The sequence below is a fragment of the Micromonospora sp. NPDC004540 genome, from assembly GCF_040610095.1.
Classification (GTDB): domain Bacteria; phylum Actinomycetota; class Actinomycetes; order Mycobacteriales; family Micromonosporaceae; genus Micromonospora.
On the sequence record NZ_JBEXLR010000083.1, the window covers coordinates 1 to 19,623 of the forward strand.

Below are 19,623 nucleotides of genomic sequence, written 5' to 3' on the forward strand. Positions count from 1 at the left end.
GGCCGGTGACCGGCACGGGAGGGATGCGATGACGCGCGAGGAGATGCTGGCCTACTGCCTGGCCAAGTCGAGCGCCAGCGGCACCGGGTCGGGGCGGCCCAGCGCGGTGGCCGCGACCAGCGCGGTCCCGGCCAGGGTGGCCCGGGGCAGCCGCCGGTCGGCGCCGGAGACCTCGCGGCGGGACAGCGCCGTGACGGTCCAGGTGTGCGCGGCCACGGTCAGCGCGGCCGGCAGCGCCCGGACCGGCCGGCCGCCCGTCGCGCCGAGCAGCACGTCCAGCCCCCGGCAGGCGGCCATCACGGCCGGGCCGGCGGCGGTGTTCTTGGCCAGCAGGTCGTAGCCCCAGATGGTGGCGGCGAGCGGGACCGCGACGGCGGCGGCCCGCTGGCCCCCGGCGGCGCCTGCCACGGCGAGCCCGGCGGCGGTCAGCCCGGCCGCGACGCCGAGCGCGGTGGCCGGGCGGATCCGGCCGGACGGGATCGGCCGCTCGGGGCGCTCGACGGCGTCGAGCCGCCGGTCCGCCCAGTCGTTGGCGGCCATCCCGGCCCAGTAGAGCAGCACCGAGGCCCCGGCCAGCGCGGGCGTCCGCCGGTCCAGCGCGCCGGCCGCCGCCGCGCCGGACAGCACGTCCCCCGGTACGGAGAGCGCGGCCGGCGCCCGGACCAGCTCGGCGAGGTCGGCGAGGCGGGTCATCGGGCCGCCCCGGCGTGCAGGCCGGCGACGAACTCCCGGAGCAGGGTCCACTGCCCGGCCAGCGCGTGGGTGGGCGCGTCGATGCCGTCCTTGAAGAAGAAGGCCAGCTCGGTCAGCGGTCCGGTGCGCCCGGCGGCGTGCGCGGCGGCGGTGAGCCGGGCCAGGTCGAGCACCAGCGGGGCGGCGAGGGCTGAGTCGCAGCCGTGCCAGGTGAACTCCATCCGCATGCCGGTGCCCAGGAACCCGGCGAAGGTGACCAGATCCCAGGCGGTCTTGAAGTCGCCCAGCTCGGCCACGTTGTCGATCCGGGTGTCGCCCTGCGGGACGTAGCCGAGGGTCTCCCCGAGCACCCGCTGCTTGCTGGCCACCTTGGCCGCGTTGGCGGCCGGTTCGGCGAGCGTGGCGCCGTCGCCGCCGCCGAGCAGGTTCACCCCGGACCAGGAGCGCACGGCCAGGTGCCGCATCGCGAACATCGGTGCGAGCACCGACTTGACCAGGGTCTCCCCGGTCTTGCCGTCGTTCCCGGCGTACGGCAGGCCGCGTTCCTCGGCCAGCGCCGCCAGGGCCGGCAGCCGGGCCCCGGTGGACGGGGTGAAGTCCACGTAGGGGCAGCCGGCGGTGAAGGCCGCGTACGCGTAGTGCGAGCTGGGCGGCAGCACCTCGGCCGGGCCGGCCAGCGCCGCCCGCAGCGCGGCGAGGTCGTGGTGGGCCGGGTGCGGCTCGGGCACCGGCTCGGTGGCGGAGACGTTGACCACCACCACCCGGTCCAGCGCGTGCCGGCGGCGGAACTCGGACAGGTCGCGGGCCACCGCGGCGGCCCGCTCGGCCGGGCTGCCGCCGCTCGGGGCGGGACGCAGCTCCGCCTCCACGTCGGCCAGCTCGCCGGTGAGGGCGTCGACCAGCCGGCCGGGCAGCACCCCGGCGGCGGCGAGCGCCTCGGCCCGCTTGGTGAGCGGGGTGTCGACCACGTCGTGGCCACCGAACACCAGGTCGGCGAAGGACGGCAGGGCCGGCCCCCGCAGCTCGGGCAGCTCGGTGACACAGCCGGTCGGGTCGGTGAGCCCGGCCCGCAGGGCGAGCGCCCCGACCATGCTGGTGGTGGCGACCGAGCCGCGCGCTCCCACCAGCCAGACACCCGTACGCATCGTTCTTGCCTCCCCGTCGTCGGACCGGACCGCCGGTGCGGCCGGGGAATCCCGGTCCGGCCGCACCGGACGGCCGTGCTGGTTCGTGCCGGCCGCGGGTTCGCCTGCGGCGGCACGCTCCCCGGGGCCGACCTCGTCCCCGCCGCGGGGCGCAACCGCGGCGGGCCCTCGCCGGTCGGCACCGGAAAGCCCTTCGGGCGGCGCGGGAGCGCCGCGTGGACAGCCGAGTCGGGCGGCGCGCGGGGCGCCGCGGGGCGGATCGGTCAGGCGGCCACCTCGGCCAGCGCCGGCTCCACCTCCGTCCAGGCGGCCCGCTCGGCGGAGCGGGTCACCGCGTCGAGCACGAGCTGGACCTGCAACGCGTCGGCGAACGACGGCGCCGGGTCCACGCCGGTGGCGATCGCCTCGACGAAGTCGCGCATCTGGTGGGTGAAGGAGTGCTCGTAGCCGATGATGTGGCCCGGCGGCCACCACGCCGACAGGTACGGATGCTCCGGCTCGGTCACCAGGATCCGGTTGAACCCCTGCTCGGCGGCGGGCCGGGTGGCGTCGTGGAACTCCAGTTCGTTGAGGCGTTCCAGGTCGAACACCACGCTGCCCAGCGAGCCGTTGATCTCGACGCGCAGGGCGTTCTTGCGGCCGGTGGCGAACCGGGTCGCCTCGTAGGTGGCGAGCGCGCCGCCGTCGAGCCGGGCCACGAAGACCGCGGCGTCGTCCACGGTGACCTGGCCCATCGCCCGGCCGTTGCCGTCGGCCTGCGCGGCCAGGCCGCTCGACCCGGCCGGCAGCGGCCGCTCCTTGACGAACGTCTCGGTGACCGCGCTGACCCCGGTGATCAGCTGCCCGGTGACGTACTGGGTGAGGTCGACGATGTGCGCGCCGATGTCCCCGAGCGCGCCGGAGCCCGCCCTGTCCTTCTGCAACCGCCAGACCAGCGGGAACTGCGGATCCACGATCCAGTCCTGGAGGTAGACCGCCCGGACGTGCCGGATCTCGCCGAGCCGCCCGTCGGCGACGAGGCGCCGCATCAGGGTGACCGCGGGCACCCGCCGGTAGTTGAAGCCGCACATGGCGCGTACCCCGGCGGCCCGGGCCCGGGCGGCGGCGGCCGTCATCTGCCGGGCCTCCTCGACGGTGTTGGCCAGCGGCTTCTCGCACAGCACGTGCTTGCCCGCGGCCAGCGCGGCGAGGGCGATCTCGCAGTGGCTGTCCCCCGGTGTGCAGATGTCGACCACGTCGATCTCGTCGGACTCGACGAGCCGCCGCCAGTCCGTGGTGTGGCCCTCCCAGCCGAGCCGGCCGGCGGCCTCGGCCACCTTCGGCTCGTCCCGGCCGCAGACGAGTGCCATCCGCACCCGCGCCGGCAGGTCGTACACGCGGTTCACGGTGCGCCACGCCTGGGAGTGCGCGGCGCCCATGAACGCGTAGCCGACCATGCCGACCCGCAGGACGTTGTCGTGAGTGGACAAGGTGGGTCTCCCCCCGTGTGTCAGAACCCGAGCTTCAGGTAGTTGCTCGCGTTCTCCTTGGTGATCGTCTCGGAGGCCAGCACGATCTCCTTCGGTACCTGGAGTTCGACGAGATCGGACATGCCCTTGCCCTGGCCGATCAGGCGGGCCAGGGAGATGGCCGAGGAGGCCATCGACGGGCTGTAGGTGACGGTGGCCTTCAGCACGGTGTTGTCGGCCGCGATGTCCTCCATGGCCTTCTTCGAGCCGGCGCCGCCGACCATGAAGAACTCCTTGCGGTTGGCCTGGTTGACCGCGGCCAGGACGCCGATGCCCTGGTCGTCGTCGTGGTTCCAGAGCGCGTCGATCTTGGGGAGCGCCTGGAAGAGCCCGGTGGCGGCCTGCTGGCCCGAGTCGGCGGTGAACTCGGCCGGTCGGCGGTTGGCCACCTTGAGGCCGAGCGAGGCCAGCGTGTCGGCGAAGCCCTTGGAGCGTTCCTGGGTCAGCTCCAGCGAGTCGATGCCGGGGATCTCGCCGATGACCGGGTTGCTGACGCCCTTGGCCTTGAGCTGCTCGGCGATGTAGGTGGCGGCGGCCACCCCCATGCCGTAGTTGTCGCCCTTGATCTGCAGCCGGTAGGCCCGCGCGTCCGGGAAGGCCCGGTCCAGGTTGACCACCGGGATGCCGGCCTTCATGGCCTCCAGGCCGAACGCGTTGAGCTCCTTGCCGTCGTGCGGCAGCAGCACGATCACGTCGGGCTTCTGGGAGATCAGGGTGGACAGCGCCGCGCGCTGGGCCGCCGCGTCCGCGCCGGCCTCCACGCTCTTCAGCTCCACGTCCGAGTACGCCCCGGCCTGCGCCTTGGCGTTGTTGGTGATGGCGGCGATCCAGCCGTGGTCGGCGGCCGGGGCGGAGAAGCCGATGGTCACCTTCTTGCCCGGCTCCTGGTTGGCGCCGGTCGCCGCGGCCTTGGTCTGGGCCTCGGTCGGGGTCTGCTCGTTGCTGGTGCAGCCGGCGAGCAGCACGCCGGCGGAGAGCGCGGCCCCGCCGAAGAGCAGCCGGCGGCGCGACAGGTCGCTTGTCATGACGGCCTCCTGAATGAGGTGGTGGGGAGTTTTCGGGTGCGGTGGGCCGGACCACCGTCGGATGACGGCGGTCTGGCGGACGCGGTGGGATCAGGTGGTGGTGGCCCGGTTGCGGGCGAGGAACTGGGTGAGACTGCCGAACTGCACCTGCTGGACCAGGACGGCCGCGACGATGATGCCGCCCTTGACCATGTTCTGGGCCTCGGTGGAGAGGCCGTTGATGGCGAAGAGGTTGGTGATCGTGGAGAAGATGATCACCCCGAGCAGGGAGCCGATGATGGTGCCCCGCCCGCCGCTGAGCAGCGTGCCGCCGATGATCGCGGCGGCGATCGCGTCCAGCTCGTAGAGGTTGGCCATCGCCGCCTGGGCGGAGGTGGCCTGCGCGGTCAGCATGATCGCGGCGATGCCGCAGCAGAGGCCGGAGAGCGCGTAGAGCAGCACGGTGTGCCGCCGGACGTTGATGCCGGCGAGCCGGGCCGCCTCAGGGTTGCCGCCGACGGCCACCGTCCGGCGGCCGAAGGTGGTCCGGTTCAGCAGCACCCAGCCGGCCAGCACCACCGCGGCGAGGATGTAGACCAGCAGCGGGATGCCGAGCACGTTCGTGCTGGCGATGCCGTTGATGAAGGTGTCGTTGGAGACCTGCGTCTGCTTGTCGGAGATCTCCGCGGCCAGGCCGCGGGCGGCGACCATCATGGCCAGCGTGGCGATGAACGGCACCAGCCGCCCGTACGAGATGAGCAGCCCGTTGACCACGCCGACGGCCAGCCCGACGGTGAGCGCACTGAAGATCATGCCGCCGGCGCCGTAGCTCTGGGTGGCGACCGTGGTGCACCAGACCCCGGCGAGCGCGACGATCGCGCCGACCGAGAGATCGATGCCGCCGCCGATGATCACGAAGGTCATCCCGACGGTGACCACGCCGACCACCGAGGCGAGCTTGAGGATCGTGAGCGTGTTGCCCCACACCCAGCTCGCGTCGCCGTAGAGGTCGGGCCGGGTAAGGATGCCGATGACCACGAGCACCACCAGCGTCGCCAGCAGGCCGAGGTTGCGCTTGGCGCCCTCCCCGCCGTCGCCGCGCCACCAGGAGAGCCGGGCCGACGCCTCGGCCTTCGCGGTCTCGGCCGGGTCGACCGGCGGCGACTGGGCCGGCAGGTCCGCCGCCCGTTCCGCGGCGGCCGTGGGTGTCGTGTCGCTCATGCTGGCGCGCCTTCCATGAGGGACCCCGCCATGACGAGGTCGAGCACGGTGTTCTCGTCGAGTTCGCCGGCCGGGGCCTCGCGGACCACCCGGCCCTCCCGCATCACCAGCACCCGGTCGGCCAGGCCGAGCACCTCGGGCACCTCGCTGGAGACCAGCAGCACCCCGACGCCCCGCGCGGCGAGTTCCCGGATGACCTGGTAGAGCTCGGCCCGGGCGCCCACGTCCACGCCCCGGGTCGGCTCGTCGAGCAGCAGCAGCCGGGTCTCCCCGAGCAGCCACCGGCCGACCACCACCTTCTGCTGGTTGCCGCCGGAGAGGGTGCGCACCGTCCGGCGGACGTCCCGGGGGCGCAGGTCCAGCGAGGCCGCGATCCGGTCCGCGGCGGCCCGTTCCCGCCCGGCGTCGGTGAAGCCGAGGCGGGCGTACCGGCCGAAGGTGGCCAGCGTGACGTTGCGGTAGATCGGCTCGCCGAGCAGCAGCGCCTGGCTCTTGCGCTCCTCGGGGGCCATCCCCATGCCGGCCTTCACCGCCGCGCCGACGCTGCCCGGGCGCAGTGTCCGGCCGCCCATCCGGACCGTGCCGGTTTGCGCCCGGCGGGCGCCGTAGATCGTCTCCAGCAGCTCCGAGCGGCCCGAGCCGACCAGCCCGGCGATGCCGACGATCTCCCCGGCCCGCACGTCGAGCGAGACGTCGGCGAACTCGCCGTGCCGGGTCAGCCCCTCCACCCGCAGCAGCTCCGTGCCGGCCGGGTCGTCGGCGGGGCGGTCCGGGAAGACGTACTCGATGGTCCGGCCGGTCATCCGGGAGACCAGGTCGCGGGTCGGTGTCTCGCGGGCCGGCAGGTTGGCCGCGGTGGTCCGGCCGTCCTTGAGCACGGTGACCCGGTCGCCGATCTCGCGGATCTCCTCCATGCGGTGCGAGATGTAGATGACCGCGATGCCCTGCGCGGTGAGTTCCCGGATGATCCGGAACAGGTTGCCCACCTCGTCGTGGGCGAGCACCGCGCTCGGTTCGTCCATGATGATCAGTCGGGCCTCGTGGGAGAGCGCCCGCGCCATGCTGACGACCTGCTTGCCGGCGGCCGGCAGGTGGCGGACCAGCCGCCCGGGCGGGATCTCCGCGTGGCCGAGCCGGGCCAGGATCTGCCGGGTCCTGCGGGCCATGTGCCCGCGCCGGACGAAGCCGAGCCGGCGCGGCTCGTGGCCGAGGAAGGCGTTCTCCGCCACCGACAGGTCCTCGACCAGGTCGAGCTCCTGGTAGATGGTGGCGATCCCGGCCCGCATGGCGGCCTGCGGGTTGGCGAAGGCCGCGGGCTCGCCGCGCCACACCACCTCGCCGGAGTCCGGCCGGTGCACCCCGGCGAGCACCTTGATGAGGGTCGACTTGCCGGCGCCGTTCTGCCCGAGCAGGCAGTGCACCTCGCCGGCCCGCACCTCCAGCTGCACGCCGTCCAGCGCGCGTACGCCGGGGAAGGTCTTGACCACGTCGGTGAGGCGCAGCACCACCTCGCCCGCGACGGTGTCGGCAGGGGCTTCGACCAGCGGTTCGTTCGTCACCGCGGCCTCCTCGCTGTCGTTCATGCTGCCTCCCCGAAGGCGAGGTCGCTGGCGAGCACGGCGGCGCCGGCGACGCCGGCGCGGGGACCCAGCTCGGAGAGGACGACCGGCAGGTTGCCGGTGGCCAGCGGCAGCGAGCGGCGGTAGACCACGCTGCGGATCTCGGCGAGCAGGATGTGGCCGAGCTGGGCGAGCCCGCCACCGATCACGATCATCGACGGGTTGGTGAAGCTGACCAGGCCGGCCAGCACGCTGCCGACCCGCCGGCCGCCGTCGCGGATGAGCTGGATGCAGGTGACGTCCCCCTCGACCGCCCCCTGCGCCACGTCCAGCGCGGTCACCGCGCCCCGGGCGGCGAGCCGCTCGGCGAGCGCGGGCGACACCTCGGCGCGGGCCGCGGCGGTGGCCGCCCGGGCCAGCGCGGCCCCGCTGAACACCGCCTCCAGGCAGCCGAGGTTGCCGCAGGAGCACATCGGACCGTTCGGGTCGACCTGGATGTGGCCGATGTCGCCGGCGCACCCGTCGGTGCCCCGGTAGACCTCGCCGTTGAGGTAGATGCCGCAGCCGATGCCGGTGCCGATCTTGATGAACAGGAAGTCGTCCACCGAGTGGGCGACGCCGCCGTGCCGCTCGCCGATCGCCATGATGTTGACGTCGTTGTCGACCACCGCCGGGCAGCCGTGCTCGCGGGTGAGCAGCTCACGCACGGGGAAGCGGTCCCAGCCCGGCATGATCGGCGGGGAGACCGGCACCCCGTCGCGGAAGCTCACCGGGCCCGGCACGCCGATGCCGATCGCGTCGAGCCGCTCGTACGCGCCGTCCACCTTGGCCTTGTGCAGCAGCTCGTTGACCCGCTGGAGGGTCACCTTCGGGCCGGAGCGGATGTCGGCGGGCTCGGTGTAGGCGGCCACCTGCTCCAGCCGGCCGTTCACCACCTCGACGTCGATCGAGCTGGCGCCCAGGTCGACCGCGGCGAAGCGCAGGTGCGGGCTCAGCTCGACCAGCGTGGAGCGGCGCCCGCCCCGGGAGGCGGCCAGCCCGGCCTCGGCCACGTAGCCGAGGTTGACCAGGCGGTCCAGCTCGGCGAGGAGGCGCGGGCGGGGCATCTGGAGCCGGTCGCCGAGCTCGGCCCGGGAGACCGCCCCCTCGTCCCGGAGCGTGCGCAGGAGCTGTACGTGCAGGGGGTCGAGCGTCCGCACCGGGACTCACCTCCGCATCGGAGTCGTTCACATCGACGCAACGGCGATGTGTCGTGTCCGACACAGTAGGAGCCTTCCAGGTCACATGTCCATAGCTTCGGCACATCTGATCCAAACTTTTGTCCATCTGAGCAAAAGCACGTGTTGGATCTTGGAAACTTGTCGGCTGAGCGCTGCCGCACCACGTGCCGCCGCCCCCGGCGCTCAACTGCGGCGGGGGCGGCGGGGGGCCTGGCGGCCCGGGTCGGTCAGCGGCGGGTGGCGGCGTTGCGCTTCTTCTTCAGCTTCCGGTCGTCACGCAGCTCGACGTACGGCTCCTCGTCGGCCGGGTGCCCGGCCGCGATGGCGCGGCTGCGCTCCAGCTCGGCGTCGAACTCCGCGCCGAGCAGGATGGCGATGTTGCTGAGCCAGAGCCAGACCAGGAAGATGATCACACCGGCCAGCGCGCCGTAGGTCTTGTTGTACGAGGCGAAGTTGCCGACGTAGAGGGCGAACAGGCCCGAGATGACCAGCCAGATCACCACGGCCAGGATCCCGCCGGGGCTGACCCAGCGGAAGCCGCCGTGCCGGGCGTTCGGCGAGGCCCAGTAGAGGATCGCGAACATCAGGCTGACCAGCACGAGCAGCACCGGCCACTTGACGATGTTCCACACCGTGACGGCGGTCGAGCCCAGGCCGATGGCGTTGCCCGCCTGCTCGGCGAGACCGCCGGTGAAGACCACGATCACCGCGCTGGCCAGCAGCATGACGCCGATCACCGCGGTCACGCCGAGCCGGATCGGCAGCGTCTTCCAGATCGGCCGCCCCTCCGGCACGTCGTAGATGCTGTTCGAGGCGCGCATGAAGGCGGCCACGTAGCCTGAGGCGGACCAGAAGGCGGCCAGCAGACCGATGACGGCCGCGAGGCTGGCCAGCCCGCCGGAGGCGCCGGCCTGGTCGATCGCCGTCTCGATGATCTTCCGGATGTTCTCCTCCGGCACCACCTGGTCGACGGTGTCCCGCACCCCCGACTTGGCCTCGTTCCCGAGCAGACCGAGGACGGAGATCAGCACCAGCATGCCCGGGAAGATCGACAGCACGCCGTAGTAGGTGAGGGCGGCGGCCCAGTCGGTCAGGCTGTCGTCCTGGAACTCCCGGACCGTGCGCTTGAGCGTCGCCACCCAGCCCGTGCGGGGCAGGTCGGTGGGGCTGTCCGGCCCCTCGTCCGGGCCCACCGGCCCGGTGCGGTCGCGCCCGTGCCGGGCGGAAGACTCGTCGGCGGCCATCGCCCCTCCCTCGTCGTCTGTGTCGTCCCACGACATGCCCCGAGGGGAGGCCCGGTTAACCACCTACTTGTACAACAACCTGCTCATCCGTCGGGAGGCCAGCGCGAGCATGCCGACGGTCAGCGCCACCAGGTAGGCCACGTCGAGCAGCCACGACCAGCCGGACGCGCCCACCGAGATGCCCCGGATCAGGTGCACCGACCGGTAGAGCGGGGTCACCTCGACCAGCCAGCGCAGCACCGCCGGGTAGGCCTCGGCCGGGACGAACGTGCCGGAGAAGAGGAACAGGGTGAACTGGGCCGACCCCATCAGGTCGAAATCCTGCCAGCTGCGCATCAGCGTGGAGACCGTCATGCCGAGCGCGCCGAAGGCGAAGCCCACCAGCACCGCGGCCGGGAACGCGGCCAGCGCCCGACCGGCGGTGGTCAGGTCCATCGCCACCATGATGACCAGGAACGCGGCCGAGTAGAGGCTGCCCCGGATCATCGCCCAGCCCAGCTCGCCGAGGGCGATCTCGAACGGCTGCACCGGGGTCGCGATGACCCCGTCGTACAGCTTCATGTATTTCATCTTGCCGAAGAAGTTGAAGGTGGTCTCCGACAGCGCACCGCTCATCGCCGACGAGGCCAGCATGGCCGGGGCCACGAACGCCGCGTAGGAGACCACCTGGCCGCCCGGCAGGGTCAGGTCGCCGACCAGCGTGCCCACCCCGACGCCGATCGAGAAGAGGTAGAGCACCGGCTCCAGGAAGCCGGAGATCAGCACCAGCCAGTAGGCGCTGCGCAGGGCCGTGAAGTTGCGCTCGGCGACCGAGGCCGAGCGGCGGGCCCCCGCGGTGTTGACCAGCCGGGGCAGGACGAGAGCGACCACGACAGCCTTCCCTAGACGACGAGCTGACGCTGGAACACGCGCCGGGCCAGCCACCAACCGGCGGCGGCCCAGACCGCGAGGTAGAGCAGGTGACCGGTGACCGACCACTGCGGAGCGACGCCGAGCGTGGCGGCGCGGCACAGGTCCACCGCGTGCCAGAGCGGGGTCGCGTAGGCGAACGGGCGCAGCCCGCCCGGCAGTGACTCGACCGGGAAGAACACCCCGGCGAAGAGGGTCATCGGGATGATCGCGAAGCGGAACAGCAGCGCCAGGTAGCTGTCGCCCGGCACCGCGGCGGCGAACGCGAAGGTCGGCGCGGCGGCGGCGAGGCCCAGCAGCAGGCTCACCAGCGGGACGGTCACCGCCCAGGGCGAGCGCAACGCCCCGAACAGCGCCGTCACCAGCAGGAACGCCAGCGTGCTGGTGACCACCCGGAACAGCACGAAGGCGAGGTGCCCGGCCAGGATGTCGCCGACCCGCAGCGGCGCCGCGACCTGCGCGTGGTAGGTGCGGATCCAGCGGAAGTTGCTGAGCACCGGCCATGTCGACTCGGCGACGGCGACCTGGAAGGCGGTGGAGGCGATGAGGCCGGGCACCAGCCAGTCCAGGTAGGAGACGCCGCCGACACCCTGATCCACGTACGCCCCGACGCCCACGCCGAAGCCCAGCACGGTGAGCACCGGCAGCAGGAAGGACGAGAAGACGCCGGCCCGCCAGGTACGCCGGTAGCCGACCAGGTGGTGGGAGAGCACCGCCAGGGCCGGCACCCGGGGCAGTGCCCGGCCGGACCGTTCCGCCACGGTCACGTGGACCACCCCCGTTCTCCGCCCACGTCGCCCTTCCTACCGCTCGGGTACGACAAGGCCGCCGGTCACCCTACGACGGGCGACGGACGGTGTCGCCGGGGTTTCCGCGAGATCAGGGCGCTACGGCCGGCCGGCGACCCGGGTGACGAACGCGCGCCACGCGTCCGGGCCGAACGTCAGCACGGGACCGGCCGGGTCCTTCGAATCGCGTACGGCGACCACGCCGGGCAGGTTCCCGGCCACCTCCACGCAGGCGCCGCCGCTGCCGTTGCTGCGGGTGCTCTTGCGCCACCGGGCGCCGGTCAGGTCCATGTCTCCGCCACTTCCGAGATCAACTCAAGGGACTGCTGGTGCGATAGTGCCTCGCCCCGGATCGATTCCCACACCTCGACCATCTGCTGCACGAACTCGGCGCGGTCGACCACCTGGCCGTGGCGCTGTCCCTCCAGGTAGACGACATCCTCCCGGCCGGGTGAGGTGGCGATCACGAAGGGGCCGTCGAGCCCAGCGTAGGCCCCGGCGGAGAGCGGCACGACCTGGATTCGCACCCGCGTCAACGTGCGACCGAGCTTGACCAGGTTTGCCAGTTGCTCGCGCATCACCTCCGGGCCACCGACCCGGCGGCGCAGCACGTGCTCGTCGATGACGGCGGTGAGCAGCGGTGGCCGGTCGCGGGTCAGGACGCTCTGACGGTCGAGCCGCGCGGCCACCTGCTGGTCGATCTCGTTGGACGCGAACAGCCCGGCCCCGACCAGCACGGCGCGGGCGTAGCCCTCCGTCTGCAGCAGGCCCGGCACGTAGAGCGGCTCGAACCAGCGCAGCGCGGTGGCCTCCAGCTCGATGCCGGCCCAGTCGCGGAACCACGGCACCACCGTCTCCCGGCTGATCCGTCGCTGGATCCGCTCGAACCGCCCGTCCGCGCCGAACACGGTGTCGCACCGGCGGGCGAAGTCGAGGCCCGGCCGCCGCTCGCAGGTCTCCACCTTGGCCACCAGCGCGCCCGAGTAGCTCAGGGCCTCGGCCAGCGCGCTCTGGGACATGCCGCTGGCGGCCCGGGCGAGCCGCAACTCTTCGGCGAAGTGGTCCAGCATGGACGAACGGTCCACGGACAGCCTCCGTACATCCTCGTACCGCTCCGGGCCGACCGCCGTACGCCCTGGTCGTCGGCGCGCGGGATCTCCCACCGTAGTCGCCCGCTCACCAGACTGTCACGCAGCGGAACCGCTCACGGGCACCGGACGGCGGGCGGAACCAGGCCGGGGGTGCCCGCGCACGACGAGGTGCGCGGGCATCCCCATCCCACGACGGAGGCGAGGAGGAGCAGATGCCTCGCTACCGCCCGCACGTCGCGGCGCGACCGTCCTGGCGCTGCCGCGCCTGCGGGGCGCCGTGGCCGTGCTCGCCGGCCCGGCTGGCGCTGCTCGGGGAGTATCGCGAGGACCGGATCGCCCTGCTCGTCTACCTCGGCACGCTCCTGTGCGAGGCGACGGCTGACCTCGCCGACCCGCACGGGCGGGACGCGCCGCAGCGGCTGGCCGATCGTTTCGTCACCTGGGCGCGGGCGCGGTGACGCCCCATCTGCGTCCTGCGGCGGCCCGCATCAGCCGGCCGGGGTGGGGCGGACGGGGAGCAGGTTGCGTTCCGCGAAGACCTTCTTGGCGACGAGGGTGGCGTTGACCGCGCGCGGCACCCCGCAGTAGACCACCGCCTGGAGCAGTGCCTCGACGATCTCGGAGGGCGTCAGGCCGGCGTTGAGCGCGCCGTTGACGTGCACCTCGAGCTGGGCCCCGGAGTCGCCGAGGGCGGTGAGGACGCCGAGGCACATCAGCTCGCGGTCGCGGCGCGCCAGTTCGGGGCGGACGTAGAGGTCGCCGTAGGACCAGGCGACGGACCGGTAGCTGAGCTCGGGTGAGACGTCGGCGAGCGCCTCCAGGAGTTTCCGCCCGGCACCGCTGTCGGCCTCCCGCAGCGCCTCCAGACCTCGCTCGTACTGTTCGTCTCCGGTCATGGTCCTGCCCTACCTCTGAGCGGTCGTCCTGTCGGCTGGGCCGCGGTTACCCACGGTCGTGCCGGACAAACGGCTCGACTTCCGCGCCGGTGAGCCTCCGGCGACGATCCGGTTCCCGCCGGTCAGGCGACCCGGCGCGTGCGGAACAGGGCGAGCACCGCGTAGGCCAGGAGCAGGATGCCCGCGCCCGTGCCGACGACCAGGCCGGCCGACACCCCCGAGACGAGGCCGACGACCAGGCCGGCGAGGGCGACCAGCGTGACGGCCACGCCGAGCGGCACCAGCAGCCGGTCGTGCAGCACCGGGGCCAGCGGCACGAAGTGGATGCCGACCACGGCGCAGACCAGCACCGGGATGTAGCCCGTGAGCCCGGCGGCGGCCAGGAGCAGGGCGCCGATCAGGCCGACGCCCACCTCGGCGGCGACGACGAGCCCGTAGCGGCGGTCGGCGGACCGGTCGCGCTCGCCCGCCGCCCGGCGCCCGGCCCGCGCCACGAGCACCGCGCCGACGGCCGCCGTGAGCAGCGCGACGACGCTGCCCACCACCAGCACCGAGCGCAACGGCGGGTCGGCCTTCGGGACGCTGAACCAGACGGCGGCGAACACGCCGAGGTAGAGCGCCGTGAGCCCGGCCTGACGCCGCGGCAGACCCACCATGTCGGACACCCCCGTCAACACCCGGCCGCCGGAGGTGGCGGACCTGGATCCGCCACCCTAGTCGATCAAGGTGCGGCCGGTGAGATGGAGGAAGACGTCCTCCAGGCTGCTGCGCCGGACCAGGACGCTGGCCGGGACGAGCCCGCGCGTGGTCACCTCGGCCAGCGCGGCGTCGCCGTCGGGCACGTAGAGCAGGATGCGGTCCGGCAGCACCTCGACCCGCTCACCCAGCCCGCCGAGCTTGCCGGCGAACGGCTCCTGCGACTCGGCGGCGAAGCGCAGCTCGACCACCTCGCGGGTGGAGTGCTGCTCGATCAGCGCCCGGGGCGAGCCCTCGGCGACGATCCGGCCGCCGTCCATCACCACGAGCCGGTCGCAGAGCTGCTCCGCCTCGTCCATGTAGTGGGTCGTGAGCACGAGCGTGACGCCCTGCTGCTTCAGCCGGAACAGCCGCTCCCAGACGAGGTGCCGGGCCTGCGGGTCGAGCCCGGTGGTGGGTTCGTCGAGCAGCACGATCTCGGGGTTGTTGACCAGCGCGCGGGCGATGGTCAGGCGCCGCTTCATGCCGCCGGAGAGCGGCTCCACCTTGCTCTCGGCCCGCTCGGTGAGCTGGACGAAGTCGAGCAGCTCGGCGGCCCGCTCGCGGGCCACCCGGCGCGGGATGCCGAAGTAGCGCGCGTAGGTGGTGAGGTTCTCCCGGACGGTCAGCTCCGGGTCGAGGCTGTCGAGTTGCGGGCAGACGCCCAGCCGGGCCCGGATCGCCGGGCCGTCGCGAACCGGGTCCAGGCCGAGGATGCGCAGCTCCCCGCCGGAGGGTGGCGAGATGCAGCCGATCATGCGCATGGTGGAGGACTTGCCGGCGCCGTTGGGGCCGAGGAAGCCGAACGCCTCGCCGGGGCGCACCTCGACGTCGATGCCGTCGACGGCGGTGAAGTCGCCGAACCGCTTCACCAGCCCCCGCGCCTGGATGAGTGGTTGCGCGCTGGTCACGGACCGACCCTAGCCGCCGGGTCCGACAGGCTCGACCGGATAACGCGGTGGCACGGGCGGACGAACCGGCTGACGGCTCAGAGGTTCGCGGGGGCGGTGGCGGCCCGGGCGGCGGCCACCAGCCGGTCGGTCTCGGCGGCCACCGCCTCGTCGTCGGTGGGCGTGCCCGGCTCGTAGCGCACCGTCCAGGTCAGCCCGTCCACGCCGGGCACCCGGCGGGCGGCGATCCGGCCGGCGCCGCCGGGCACCGGGTGGTGTGCGGTGTACGCGACCGAGCGGGTGACCCGGGCCCGCACCTGGTGCGGCAGGTCGCCCGGGTCGAGCAGCAGGTAGGTCTCGGCCGGGCAGTCGGCGACCACCAGGTAGCCGTCGCGCTCGGCGACGCGGTCGGCGGGGGTGACGGTGAGCTCGCGGCCGGACCAGACCGCCTTGAGGACGTCGTGCCAGCCGATCCGCTCCCCCCGGCCGGGCAGCCAGAGCCCGAGGTTGCTGGCCACCACCACGCCGTCGCCCTCGCCGTTGCCGACGGCGGCCCAGGCGAGCACCCGCTCGTCGGCGTGCAGCGGCGGCCGATCGGCGGGCGGCAGCTTCGGCTTGCGACTGAAAAGTCCCATCAGAGCCCTCCGGCGGCCTGCTCGCGCAGCGCCCGCGCGTGCTGCTCCAGCGAGAGCAGTTCCCCGAAGAGGGCGAAGTACTCGTCCTTGTTGCTCACCGGGTTGATCCGCTGGATCTTCGACTTGAGGTCCTTGATCCGCCCGGTCACCGAGCCCCACTGGAGGCGGGCCATGGTGATCGAGACGTAGCGCGGGTCGGGCTCGCCGTCGATGCGCAGCGGCTCCACGGCCAGCTCGCCGACGAGCGCCTGGCCGGCCAGGTCGTCGCAGGCGTCGCGGACCTGCTCGATCCAGACCGCGCCGCCGGCGGCGGTCGCCGCCCCGCCGGCCGTGGCGACGGCCGCCCGGACCGCGACGTGCACCGGGTGCCGGTATTCGGCCGCCTCGACCGCGTCGAACATGGGGCCGGCCAGCACCGGCTCCTGGAGCGCGAGCTTCAGCGCCTCCCGCTCGACCATCGACTGCGGACTGTCCACAGTGGGCGCGGCCGGGGCGGGGGGGGCGGGCGCGGTCGCCTCCCCGGCGGGCTGCCCGTGGGCGGCGGCCAGCACGGCCCGCTGCACCGGCTCGATCTCCATGCCGAGGTCGCCGGCGAGCTTGCGGACGTACTCGGGGCGCTTCTCCCGGTCCTTGATCTTGGCAACCAGCGGGGCGGCTCGGCGCATCGCCTCGACCCGGCCGTCGACGGTGTCCAGGTCGTACCGGTTGATCATGTGGCGGAGCGCGAAGTCGACCAGCGGCTCGCGGCGGGCGACCAGGTCGCGGACCGCCAGGTCGCCCTTGGCCAGGCGGAGCTCGCACGGATCCATGTTGTCGGGGCTGACCGCGATGAAGGTGCGCCCGACGAAGCGCTGGTCGTCCTCGAAGGCGCGCAGGGCGGCCTTCTGGCCGGCGGCGTCGCCGTCGAAGGTGAAGATGATCTCGCCGGCCACCGCGTCGGTGTCCATGAGCAGCCGGCGCAGCACCCCGATGTGGTCTGCGCCGAACGCCGTGCCGCAGGTCGCCACGGCGGTGGGCACGCCGGCCAGGTGGCAGGCCATCACGTCGGTGTAGCCCTCGACCACCACCACCTTGCCCTGCTTGGCGATCTCCCGCTTGGCCTGGTCGATGCCGTAGAGGACGTGCGACTTCTTGTAGATCGGCGTCTCGGGGGTGTTCAGGTATTTCGGGCCGTCGTCGTCGTCGAAGAGCTTGCGGGCGCCGAAGCCGATCGTGTCGCCGGTGAGGTCGCGGATCGGCCAGAGCAGCCGGCGCCGGAACCGGTCGATCAGGCTGCCCGAGCGGGACGGGCGGGACAGCCCCGCGGTGACCAGCTCGTCGTGGGTGAAGCCCTGCTGGCGCAGGTGCTTGGTGAGCAGGTCCCAGGCGTCGGGGGCGAAGCCGCAGCCGTAGCGCTCGGCGGCGGCCCGGTCGAAGCCCCGCTGGGCGAGGAACTCCCGGGCCGCCCGGGCGCCGGCCGTGGTGAGCTGGGCGCGGTAGAACTCGACGGCGGCGGCGTGCGCGGCCACCAGGCGCTGCCGCTGCCCCTGCTGGGGGCGGGCGCGCGGGGCGGAGCGGTCGTCCTCGACGTAGCGCAGCTGGAGGCCGGCGCGGGCGGCCAGCCGCTCGACGGACTCGACGAAGCTCAGGTGCTCGGCGTCCATCAGAAACTTGATCGCGTCGCCGCCGGCCCCGCAGCCGAAGCAGTACCAGACGTTGCGGCCCGGCGAGACGTTGAACGAGGGGCTCTTCTCGTCGTGGAACGGGCAGAGGCCCTTGAGGTTGCCGCCGCCGGCCGACTTCAGCGTCACCGTGTCGGAGATGACCTCGGCGATGGAGGTGCGCTCGCGGACCAGCGCGATGTCCTCGTCCCGGATCCGCCCCGCCATCTCCGCCACCTCCTCGGCGTACATCCTGCCCTGCCGGACCGACCATCCGGCGGTCGGGGGGACGGGCGTGTGGCGGACACCGCCCGCCCCCGGTCAGGCCGAGCGACCGGCCCCGGTGGCGGCGTCCCCGATCCGGGGAAACGGCTCGATGGAGAAGACGACCTCGACCGGCACCTCGAAGTAGGCGGCGATCCGCAGGGCCAGGTGCAGGCTGGGCCGGAACTCGCCCCGCTCCAGGTAGCCGACCGTCTGGTAGTGCACGCCCAGCGCGTCGGCGAGCTGCCGCCGGGAGATCCCCCGTTCGGCGCGCAGCACGGCGATCCGGTTGTGCACGACCTCGCTCATCGGCGCCCTCTCATCCGACCCGCTGCATGGCCCGCTCCCGCCGGGCCGCCACCCGCGAACCGGACTCGCGCCGGGCCATCCGACGCAGCACCACGGGGGCCAGCACCAGCCCGAGCACCGCCCACGCCCCGAGCACGCCGAGGGTCTCCAGGTGGCGCCAGGAGCCGCCGAGCTCGACCGCCGCCAGGTCGCCGGGGAGCAGCGCCGAGCGCATGCCCAACCCTAGCCAGTAGACCGGGAAGACCTGGGCGACGCCCTGGAGCCAGCCGGGCAGGCCGTTGATCGGGTAGAAGATGCCGGAGAGCGCGATGAGGCCGAAGATCGGCAGCACCACGAGGCCCATGTTCCGGGGGTTCTCGATCAGCGAGCCGATCACGGCGCCCAGCGGGAGGGTCGCCACCAGCCCGAGCGGCACCACCCAGGCCAGGGTGAGCCAGGCGGCGGGGTCACCGAGCCGGATCCCGTCCAGGAAGAACAGCCCCGGGGTGAGCTGGAGGACCACCCCGATCAGCGACACCGCCGAGATCAGCACGATCTTGCCGATCAGGTAGCCGAGCATCCCGTTCGGCGTCGCCTTGGCGCGCAGCAGGGTGCCGTCCTCCCGGTCGACGATGAGCTGCTGGGACAGGCCGAGCAGCCCACCGAAGATCAGGCCCATGCCGATCGTGCTGGGCAGCGCCCGGGCGCCGAGGGAGAAGTCGGTGCCTGGCACCGTGGAGCCCCGCATGAAGAACATGGCGACCAGCAGGACCACGGTCGGGAAGAAGTAGTTCCACAGGTCCTGGGCGTTGGTGAAGGTGTTGCGCAGCTCGATCAGGCCGCGCCGGACACCGGCCCGGACGGCCGTCGCGGTCGGGTTCATCGCTCGCTCCCCTGCTGCCAGACCCGGGCGGCCCGGCCGGCCCGCTGCCCGGACTCCTCCTCGTGGACCAGCGTGATGTAGGCGTCCTCCAGGCTCGCCCGGCGGACCTCCAGCTCCTGCACCCGGTCGCCGTGCTCGCGGAGCAGGTCGCGCAGGAAGCCGGTGGCGTCGGCCGTGGCGTGCACGAACCGCTCGCCGTCGCGGGTCCAGCGGATCTCCGCGTCGCCGGCGACCCGGCGGGCCAGCTCGTCGGGCGACCCGTCGGCGATGATCCGGCCACCGGCCAGGATGAGGATCCGGTCGGCCAGCTTCTCCGCCTCGTCCAGGTCGTGCGTGGTGAGCAGGATGGTGGTCTCGTCCAGGTCGGCCAGGCGGTGCACCAGGTCGTGGAACTCCCGCCGGGCGGCCGGGTCGAAGCCGACCGTCGGCTCGTCCAGGAAGAGCAGCTCCGGGCGGCCCACGATGCCGACCGCCACGTCGAGCCGGCGGCGCTGGCCGCCGGAGAGCTGGTGCACCCGCTTGCCGGCGTGCGGGGTGAGGCCGACCGTGTCCAGCAGTTCGTCGGCCGGCCAGGGCCGGGAGATCCGGTCGGTGGCGTACGGCGCGTAGAAGTCGCCGAGGTGGGCCAGCAGGTCCCGGACCCGCCACTTGCCGTGGTCGCGCCAGGACTGGAGCACCACGCCCACCCGGGCGCGCCAGCGCTCGTCGCCCCGGCCGGGGTCGACGCCGAGCACCCGGACCGACCCGGCCGAGCGCAGCCGGAAGCCCTCCAGGATCTCGATGGTGGTGGTCTTGCCGGCGCCGTTGGGGCCGAGCAGGGCGAGCACCTCGCGGCGCCGGGCGGTGAGGTCGACCCCGTGCAGCACGTCGACGGCGCCATAGCGCATGCGCAGGTCGCGGACGTCGAGGACCAGGTCCTCGTCGGGTGGGTGGAGGGCCGTGGCGGCCCCCGGCAGTTCGACCGCAGTCATACCGCGAAATGTAGCACCTCTACTACAACCCGAGGTACA

At 73.3% G+C, this 19,623-nt stretch carries 21 protein-coding genes; 1 reads left to right on the forward strand and 20 read right to left on the reverse strand.

What is annotated here, in order from left to right:
- Positions 1-51: 51 nt before the first annotated feature.
- The 12 genes from ABZV78_RS23745 to ABZV78_RS23800 all read right to left on the reverse strand — a co-directional run bounded on the left by ABZV78_RS23745 (position 52) and on the right by ABZV78_RS23800 (position 12,376).
- Positions 52-693, reverse strand: coding sequence for an SCO3242 family prenyltransferase (locus tag ABZV78_RS23745; protein ID WP_355641852.1), 642 nt, complete (start codon positions 691-693; stop codon positions 52-54).
- Positions 690-1,838 carry an inositol-3-phosphate synthase gene (locus tag ABZV78_RS23750; protein ID WP_355641854.1) on the reverse strand — a complete coding sequence of 383 codons (1,149 nt, stop codon included), beginning with the start codon at positions 1,836-1,838 and terminating at the stop codon, positions 690-692. The genes ABZV78_RS23745 and ABZV78_RS23750 overlap by 4 nt, the downstream gene beginning before the upstream one ends.
- Before the next feature lie 263 nt (positions 1,839-2,101).
- A complete protein-coding gene (locus ABZV78_RS23755) occupies positions 2,102-3,307 on the reverse strand; it encodes a Gfo/Idh/MocA family oxidoreductase (protein WP_355641856.1) in 1,206 nt (401 codons plus the stop codon).
- A gap of 20 nt (positions 3,308-3,327) precedes the next feature.
- A complete protein-coding gene (locus ABZV78_RS23760; RefSeq protein WP_355353424.1) occupies positions 3,328-4,371 on the reverse strand; it encodes a substrate-binding domain-containing protein in 1,044 nt (347 codons plus the stop codon).
- 90 nt (positions 4,372-4,461) lie between these two features.
- Positions 4,462-5,571: an ABC transporter permease gene (locus tag ABZV78_RS23765; RefSeq protein WP_355641858.1), complete on the reverse strand. Its 1,110-nt coding sequence runs from the start codon at positions 5,569-5,571 to the stop codon at positions 4,462-4,464.
- Entirely contained in the window at positions 5,568-7,154 is a 1,587-nt protein-coding gene (locus ABZV78_RS23770) for a sugar ABC transporter ATP-binding protein (protein WP_355641860.1), read from the reverse strand. Before ABZV78_RS23770 ends, ABZV78_RS23765 begins: the two co-directional genes overlap by 4 nt.
- Positions 7,151-8,329 (reverse strand): ROK family transcriptional regulator, encoded by a 1,179-nt coding sequence (locus tag ABZV78_RS23775; RefSeq protein WP_355641862.1) that lies wholly within the window; start codon positions 8,327-8,329, stop codon positions 7,151-7,153. The genes ABZV78_RS23770 and ABZV78_RS23775 overlap by 4 nt, the downstream gene beginning before the upstream one ends.
- A 248-nt stretch (positions 8,330-8,577) precedes the next feature.
- The gene (locus tag ABZV78_RS23780) at positions 8,578-9,594 is read right to left on the reverse strand and encodes a YihY/virulence factor BrkB family protein (protein ID WP_355641863.1); all 1,017 of its coding nucleotides are present in this window, start codon (positions 9,592-9,594) and stop codon (positions 8,578-8,580) included.
- Between the two features lie 63 nt (positions 9,595-9,657).
- Entirely contained in the window at positions 9,658-10,464 is an 807-nt protein-coding gene (locus ABZV78_RS23785; protein WP_355641865.1) for an ABC transporter permease, read from the reverse strand.
- An 11-nt stretch (positions 10,465-10,475) separates the two neighbouring features.
- Complete coding sequence (locus ABZV78_RS23790) at positions 10,476-11,270, reverse strand: ABC transporter permease (protein ID WP_355641867.1); 795 nt, start codon at positions 11,268-11,270, stop codon at positions 10,476-10,478.
- Between the two features lie 120 nt (positions 11,271-11,390).
- Positions 11,391-11,582 carry a DUF397 domain-containing protein gene (locus tag ABZV78_RS23795; protein ID WP_091269239.1) on the reverse strand — a complete coding sequence of 64 codons (192 nt, stop codon included), beginning with the start codon at positions 11,580-11,582 and terminating at the stop codon, positions 11,391-11,393.
- Complete coding sequence (locus ABZV78_RS23800; RefSeq protein ID WP_355641869.1) at positions 11,573-12,376, reverse strand: helix-turn-helix transcriptional regulator; 804 nt, start codon at positions 12,374-12,376, stop codon at positions 11,573-11,575. The genes ABZV78_RS23795 and ABZV78_RS23800 overlap by 10 nt, the downstream gene beginning before the upstream one ends.
- A 218-nt stretch (positions 12,377-12,594) precedes the next feature.
- Between ABZV78_RS23800 and ABZV78_RS23805 the strand changes: the two genes are divergently transcribed.
- Positions 12,595-12,840, forward strand: a complete 246-nt coding sequence (locus ABZV78_RS23805) for a flavin reductase (RefSeq protein WP_355641871.1) — start codon at positions 12,595-12,597, stop codon at positions 12,838-12,840.
- Positions 12,841-12,870: 30 nt separating this feature from the next.
- Here the strand turns inward: ABZV78_RS23805 and ABZV78_RS23810 are convergent, their stop codons facing one another.
- The 8 genes from ABZV78_RS23810 to ABZV78_RS23845 all read right to left on the reverse strand — a co-directional run bounded on the left by ABZV78_RS23810 (position 12,871) and on the right by ABZV78_RS23845 (position 19,584).
- Positions 12,871-13,278: a carboxymuconolactone decarboxylase family protein gene (locus tag ABZV78_RS23810; RefSeq protein ID WP_355641872.1), complete on the reverse strand. Its 408-nt coding sequence runs from the start codon at positions 13,276-13,278 to the stop codon at positions 12,871-12,873.
- Between the two features lie 122 nt (positions 13,279-13,400).
- Positions 13,401-13,934, reverse strand: coding sequence for a hypothetical protein (locus ABZV78_RS23815; protein ID WP_355641874.1), 534 nt, complete (start codon positions 13,932-13,934; stop codon positions 13,401-13,403).
- Positions 13,935-13,991: 57 nt separating this feature from the next.
- Positions 13,992-14,924: an ABC transporter ATP-binding protein gene (locus ABZV78_RS23820; protein ID WP_355641876.1), complete on the reverse strand. Its 933-nt coding sequence runs from the start codon at positions 14,922-14,924 to the stop codon at positions 13,992-13,994.
- Positions 14,925-15,001: 77 nt separating this feature from the next.
- Positions 15,002-15,538, reverse strand: coding sequence for a hypothetical protein (locus ABZV78_RS23825; RefSeq protein WP_355641877.1), 537 nt, complete (start codon positions 15,536-15,538; stop codon positions 15,002-15,004).
- A complete protein-coding gene (gene dnaG, locus ABZV78_RS23830) occupies positions 15,538-17,430 on the reverse strand; it encodes a DNA primase (protein WP_355641878.1) in 1,893 nt (630 codons plus the stop codon). The genes ABZV78_RS23825 and dnaG overlap by 1 nt, the downstream gene beginning before the upstream one ends.
- 69 nt (positions 17,431-17,499) lie before the next feature.
- On the reverse strand, positions 17,500-17,751 hold the full coding sequence (locus ABZV78_RS23835) for a helix-turn-helix transcriptional regulator (RefSeq protein WP_355641880.1): 252 nt from the start codon (positions 17,749-17,751) through the stop codon (positions 17,500-17,502).
- A 10-nt stretch (positions 17,752-17,761) separates the two neighbouring features.
- Positions 17,762-18,613 (reverse strand): ABC transporter permease, encoded by an 852-nt coding sequence (locus ABZV78_RS23840; RefSeq protein WP_355641882.1) that lies wholly within the window; start codon positions 18,611-18,613, stop codon positions 17,762-17,764.
- Entirely contained in the window at positions 18,610-19,584 is a 975-nt protein-coding gene (locus ABZV78_RS23845; RefSeq protein WP_355641884.1) for an ABC transporter ATP-binding protein, read from the reverse strand. Before ABZV78_RS23845 ends, ABZV78_RS23840 begins: the two co-directional genes overlap by 4 nt.
- Positions 19,585-19,623: the final 39 nt, after the last annotated feature.

Coding starts and splice junctions, on each gene's coding strand:
- ABZV78_RS23745 (WP_355641852.1), bottom strand. CDS start 693: ATGACCCGCCTCGCCGACCTCGCCGAGCTGGTCCGGGCGCCGGCCGCG.
- ABZV78_RS23750 (WP_355641854.1), bottom strand. CDS start 1,838: ATGCGTACGGGTGTCTGGCTGGTGGGAGCGCGCGGCTCGGTCGCCACC.
- ABZV78_RS23760 (WP_355353424.1), bottom strand. CDS start 4,371: ATGACAAGCGACCTGTCGCGCCGCCGGCTGCTCTTCGGCGGGGCCGCG.
- ABZV78_RS23765 (WP_355641858.1), bottom strand. CDS start 5,571: ATGAGCGACACGACACCCACGGCCGCCGCGGAACGGGCGGCGGACCTG.
- ABZV78_RS23770 (WP_355641860.1), bottom strand. CDS start 7,154: ATGAACGACAGCGAGGAGGCCGCGGTGACGAACGAACCGCTGGTCGAA.
- ABZV78_RS23780 (WP_355641863.1), bottom strand. CDS start 9,594: ATGGCCGCCGACGAGTCTTCCGCCCGGCACGGGCGCGACCGCACCGGG.
- ABZV78_RS23795 (WP_091269239.1), bottom strand. CDS start 11,582: ATGGACCTGACCGGCGCCCGGTGGCGCAAGAGCACCCGCAGCAACGGC.
- ABZV78_RS23805 (WP_355641871.1), top strand. CDS start 12,595: ATGCCTCGCTACCGCCCGCACGTCGCGGCGCGACCGTCCTGGCGCTGC.
- ABZV78_RS23810 (WP_355641872.1), bottom strand. CDS start 13,278: ATGACCGGAGACGAACAGTACGAGCGAGGTCTGGAGGCGCTGCGGGAG.
- ABZV78_RS23815 (WP_355641874.1), bottom strand. CDS start 13,934: ATGGTGGGTCTGCCGCGGCGTCAGGCCGGGCTCACGGCGCTCTACCTC.
- ABZV78_RS23825 (WP_355641877.1), bottom strand. CDS start 15,538: ATGGGACTTTTCAGTCGCAAGCCGAAGCTGCCGCCCGCCGATCGGCCG.
- dnaG (WP_355641878.1), bottom strand. CDS start 17,430: ATGTACGCCGAGGAGGTGGCGGAGATGGCGGGGCGGATCCGGGACGAG.
- ABZV78_RS23835 (WP_355641880.1), bottom strand. CDS start 17,751: ATGAGCGAGGTCGTGCACAACCGGATCGCCGTGCTGCGCGCCGAACGG.
- ABZV78_RS23840 (WP_355641882.1), bottom strand. CDS start 18,613: ATGAACCCGACCGCGACGGCCGTCCGGGCCGGTGTCCGGCGCGGCCTG.
- ABZV78_RS23845 (WP_355641884.1), bottom strand. CDS start 19,584: ATGACTGCGGTCGAACTGCCGGGGGCCGCCACGGCCCTCCACCCACCC.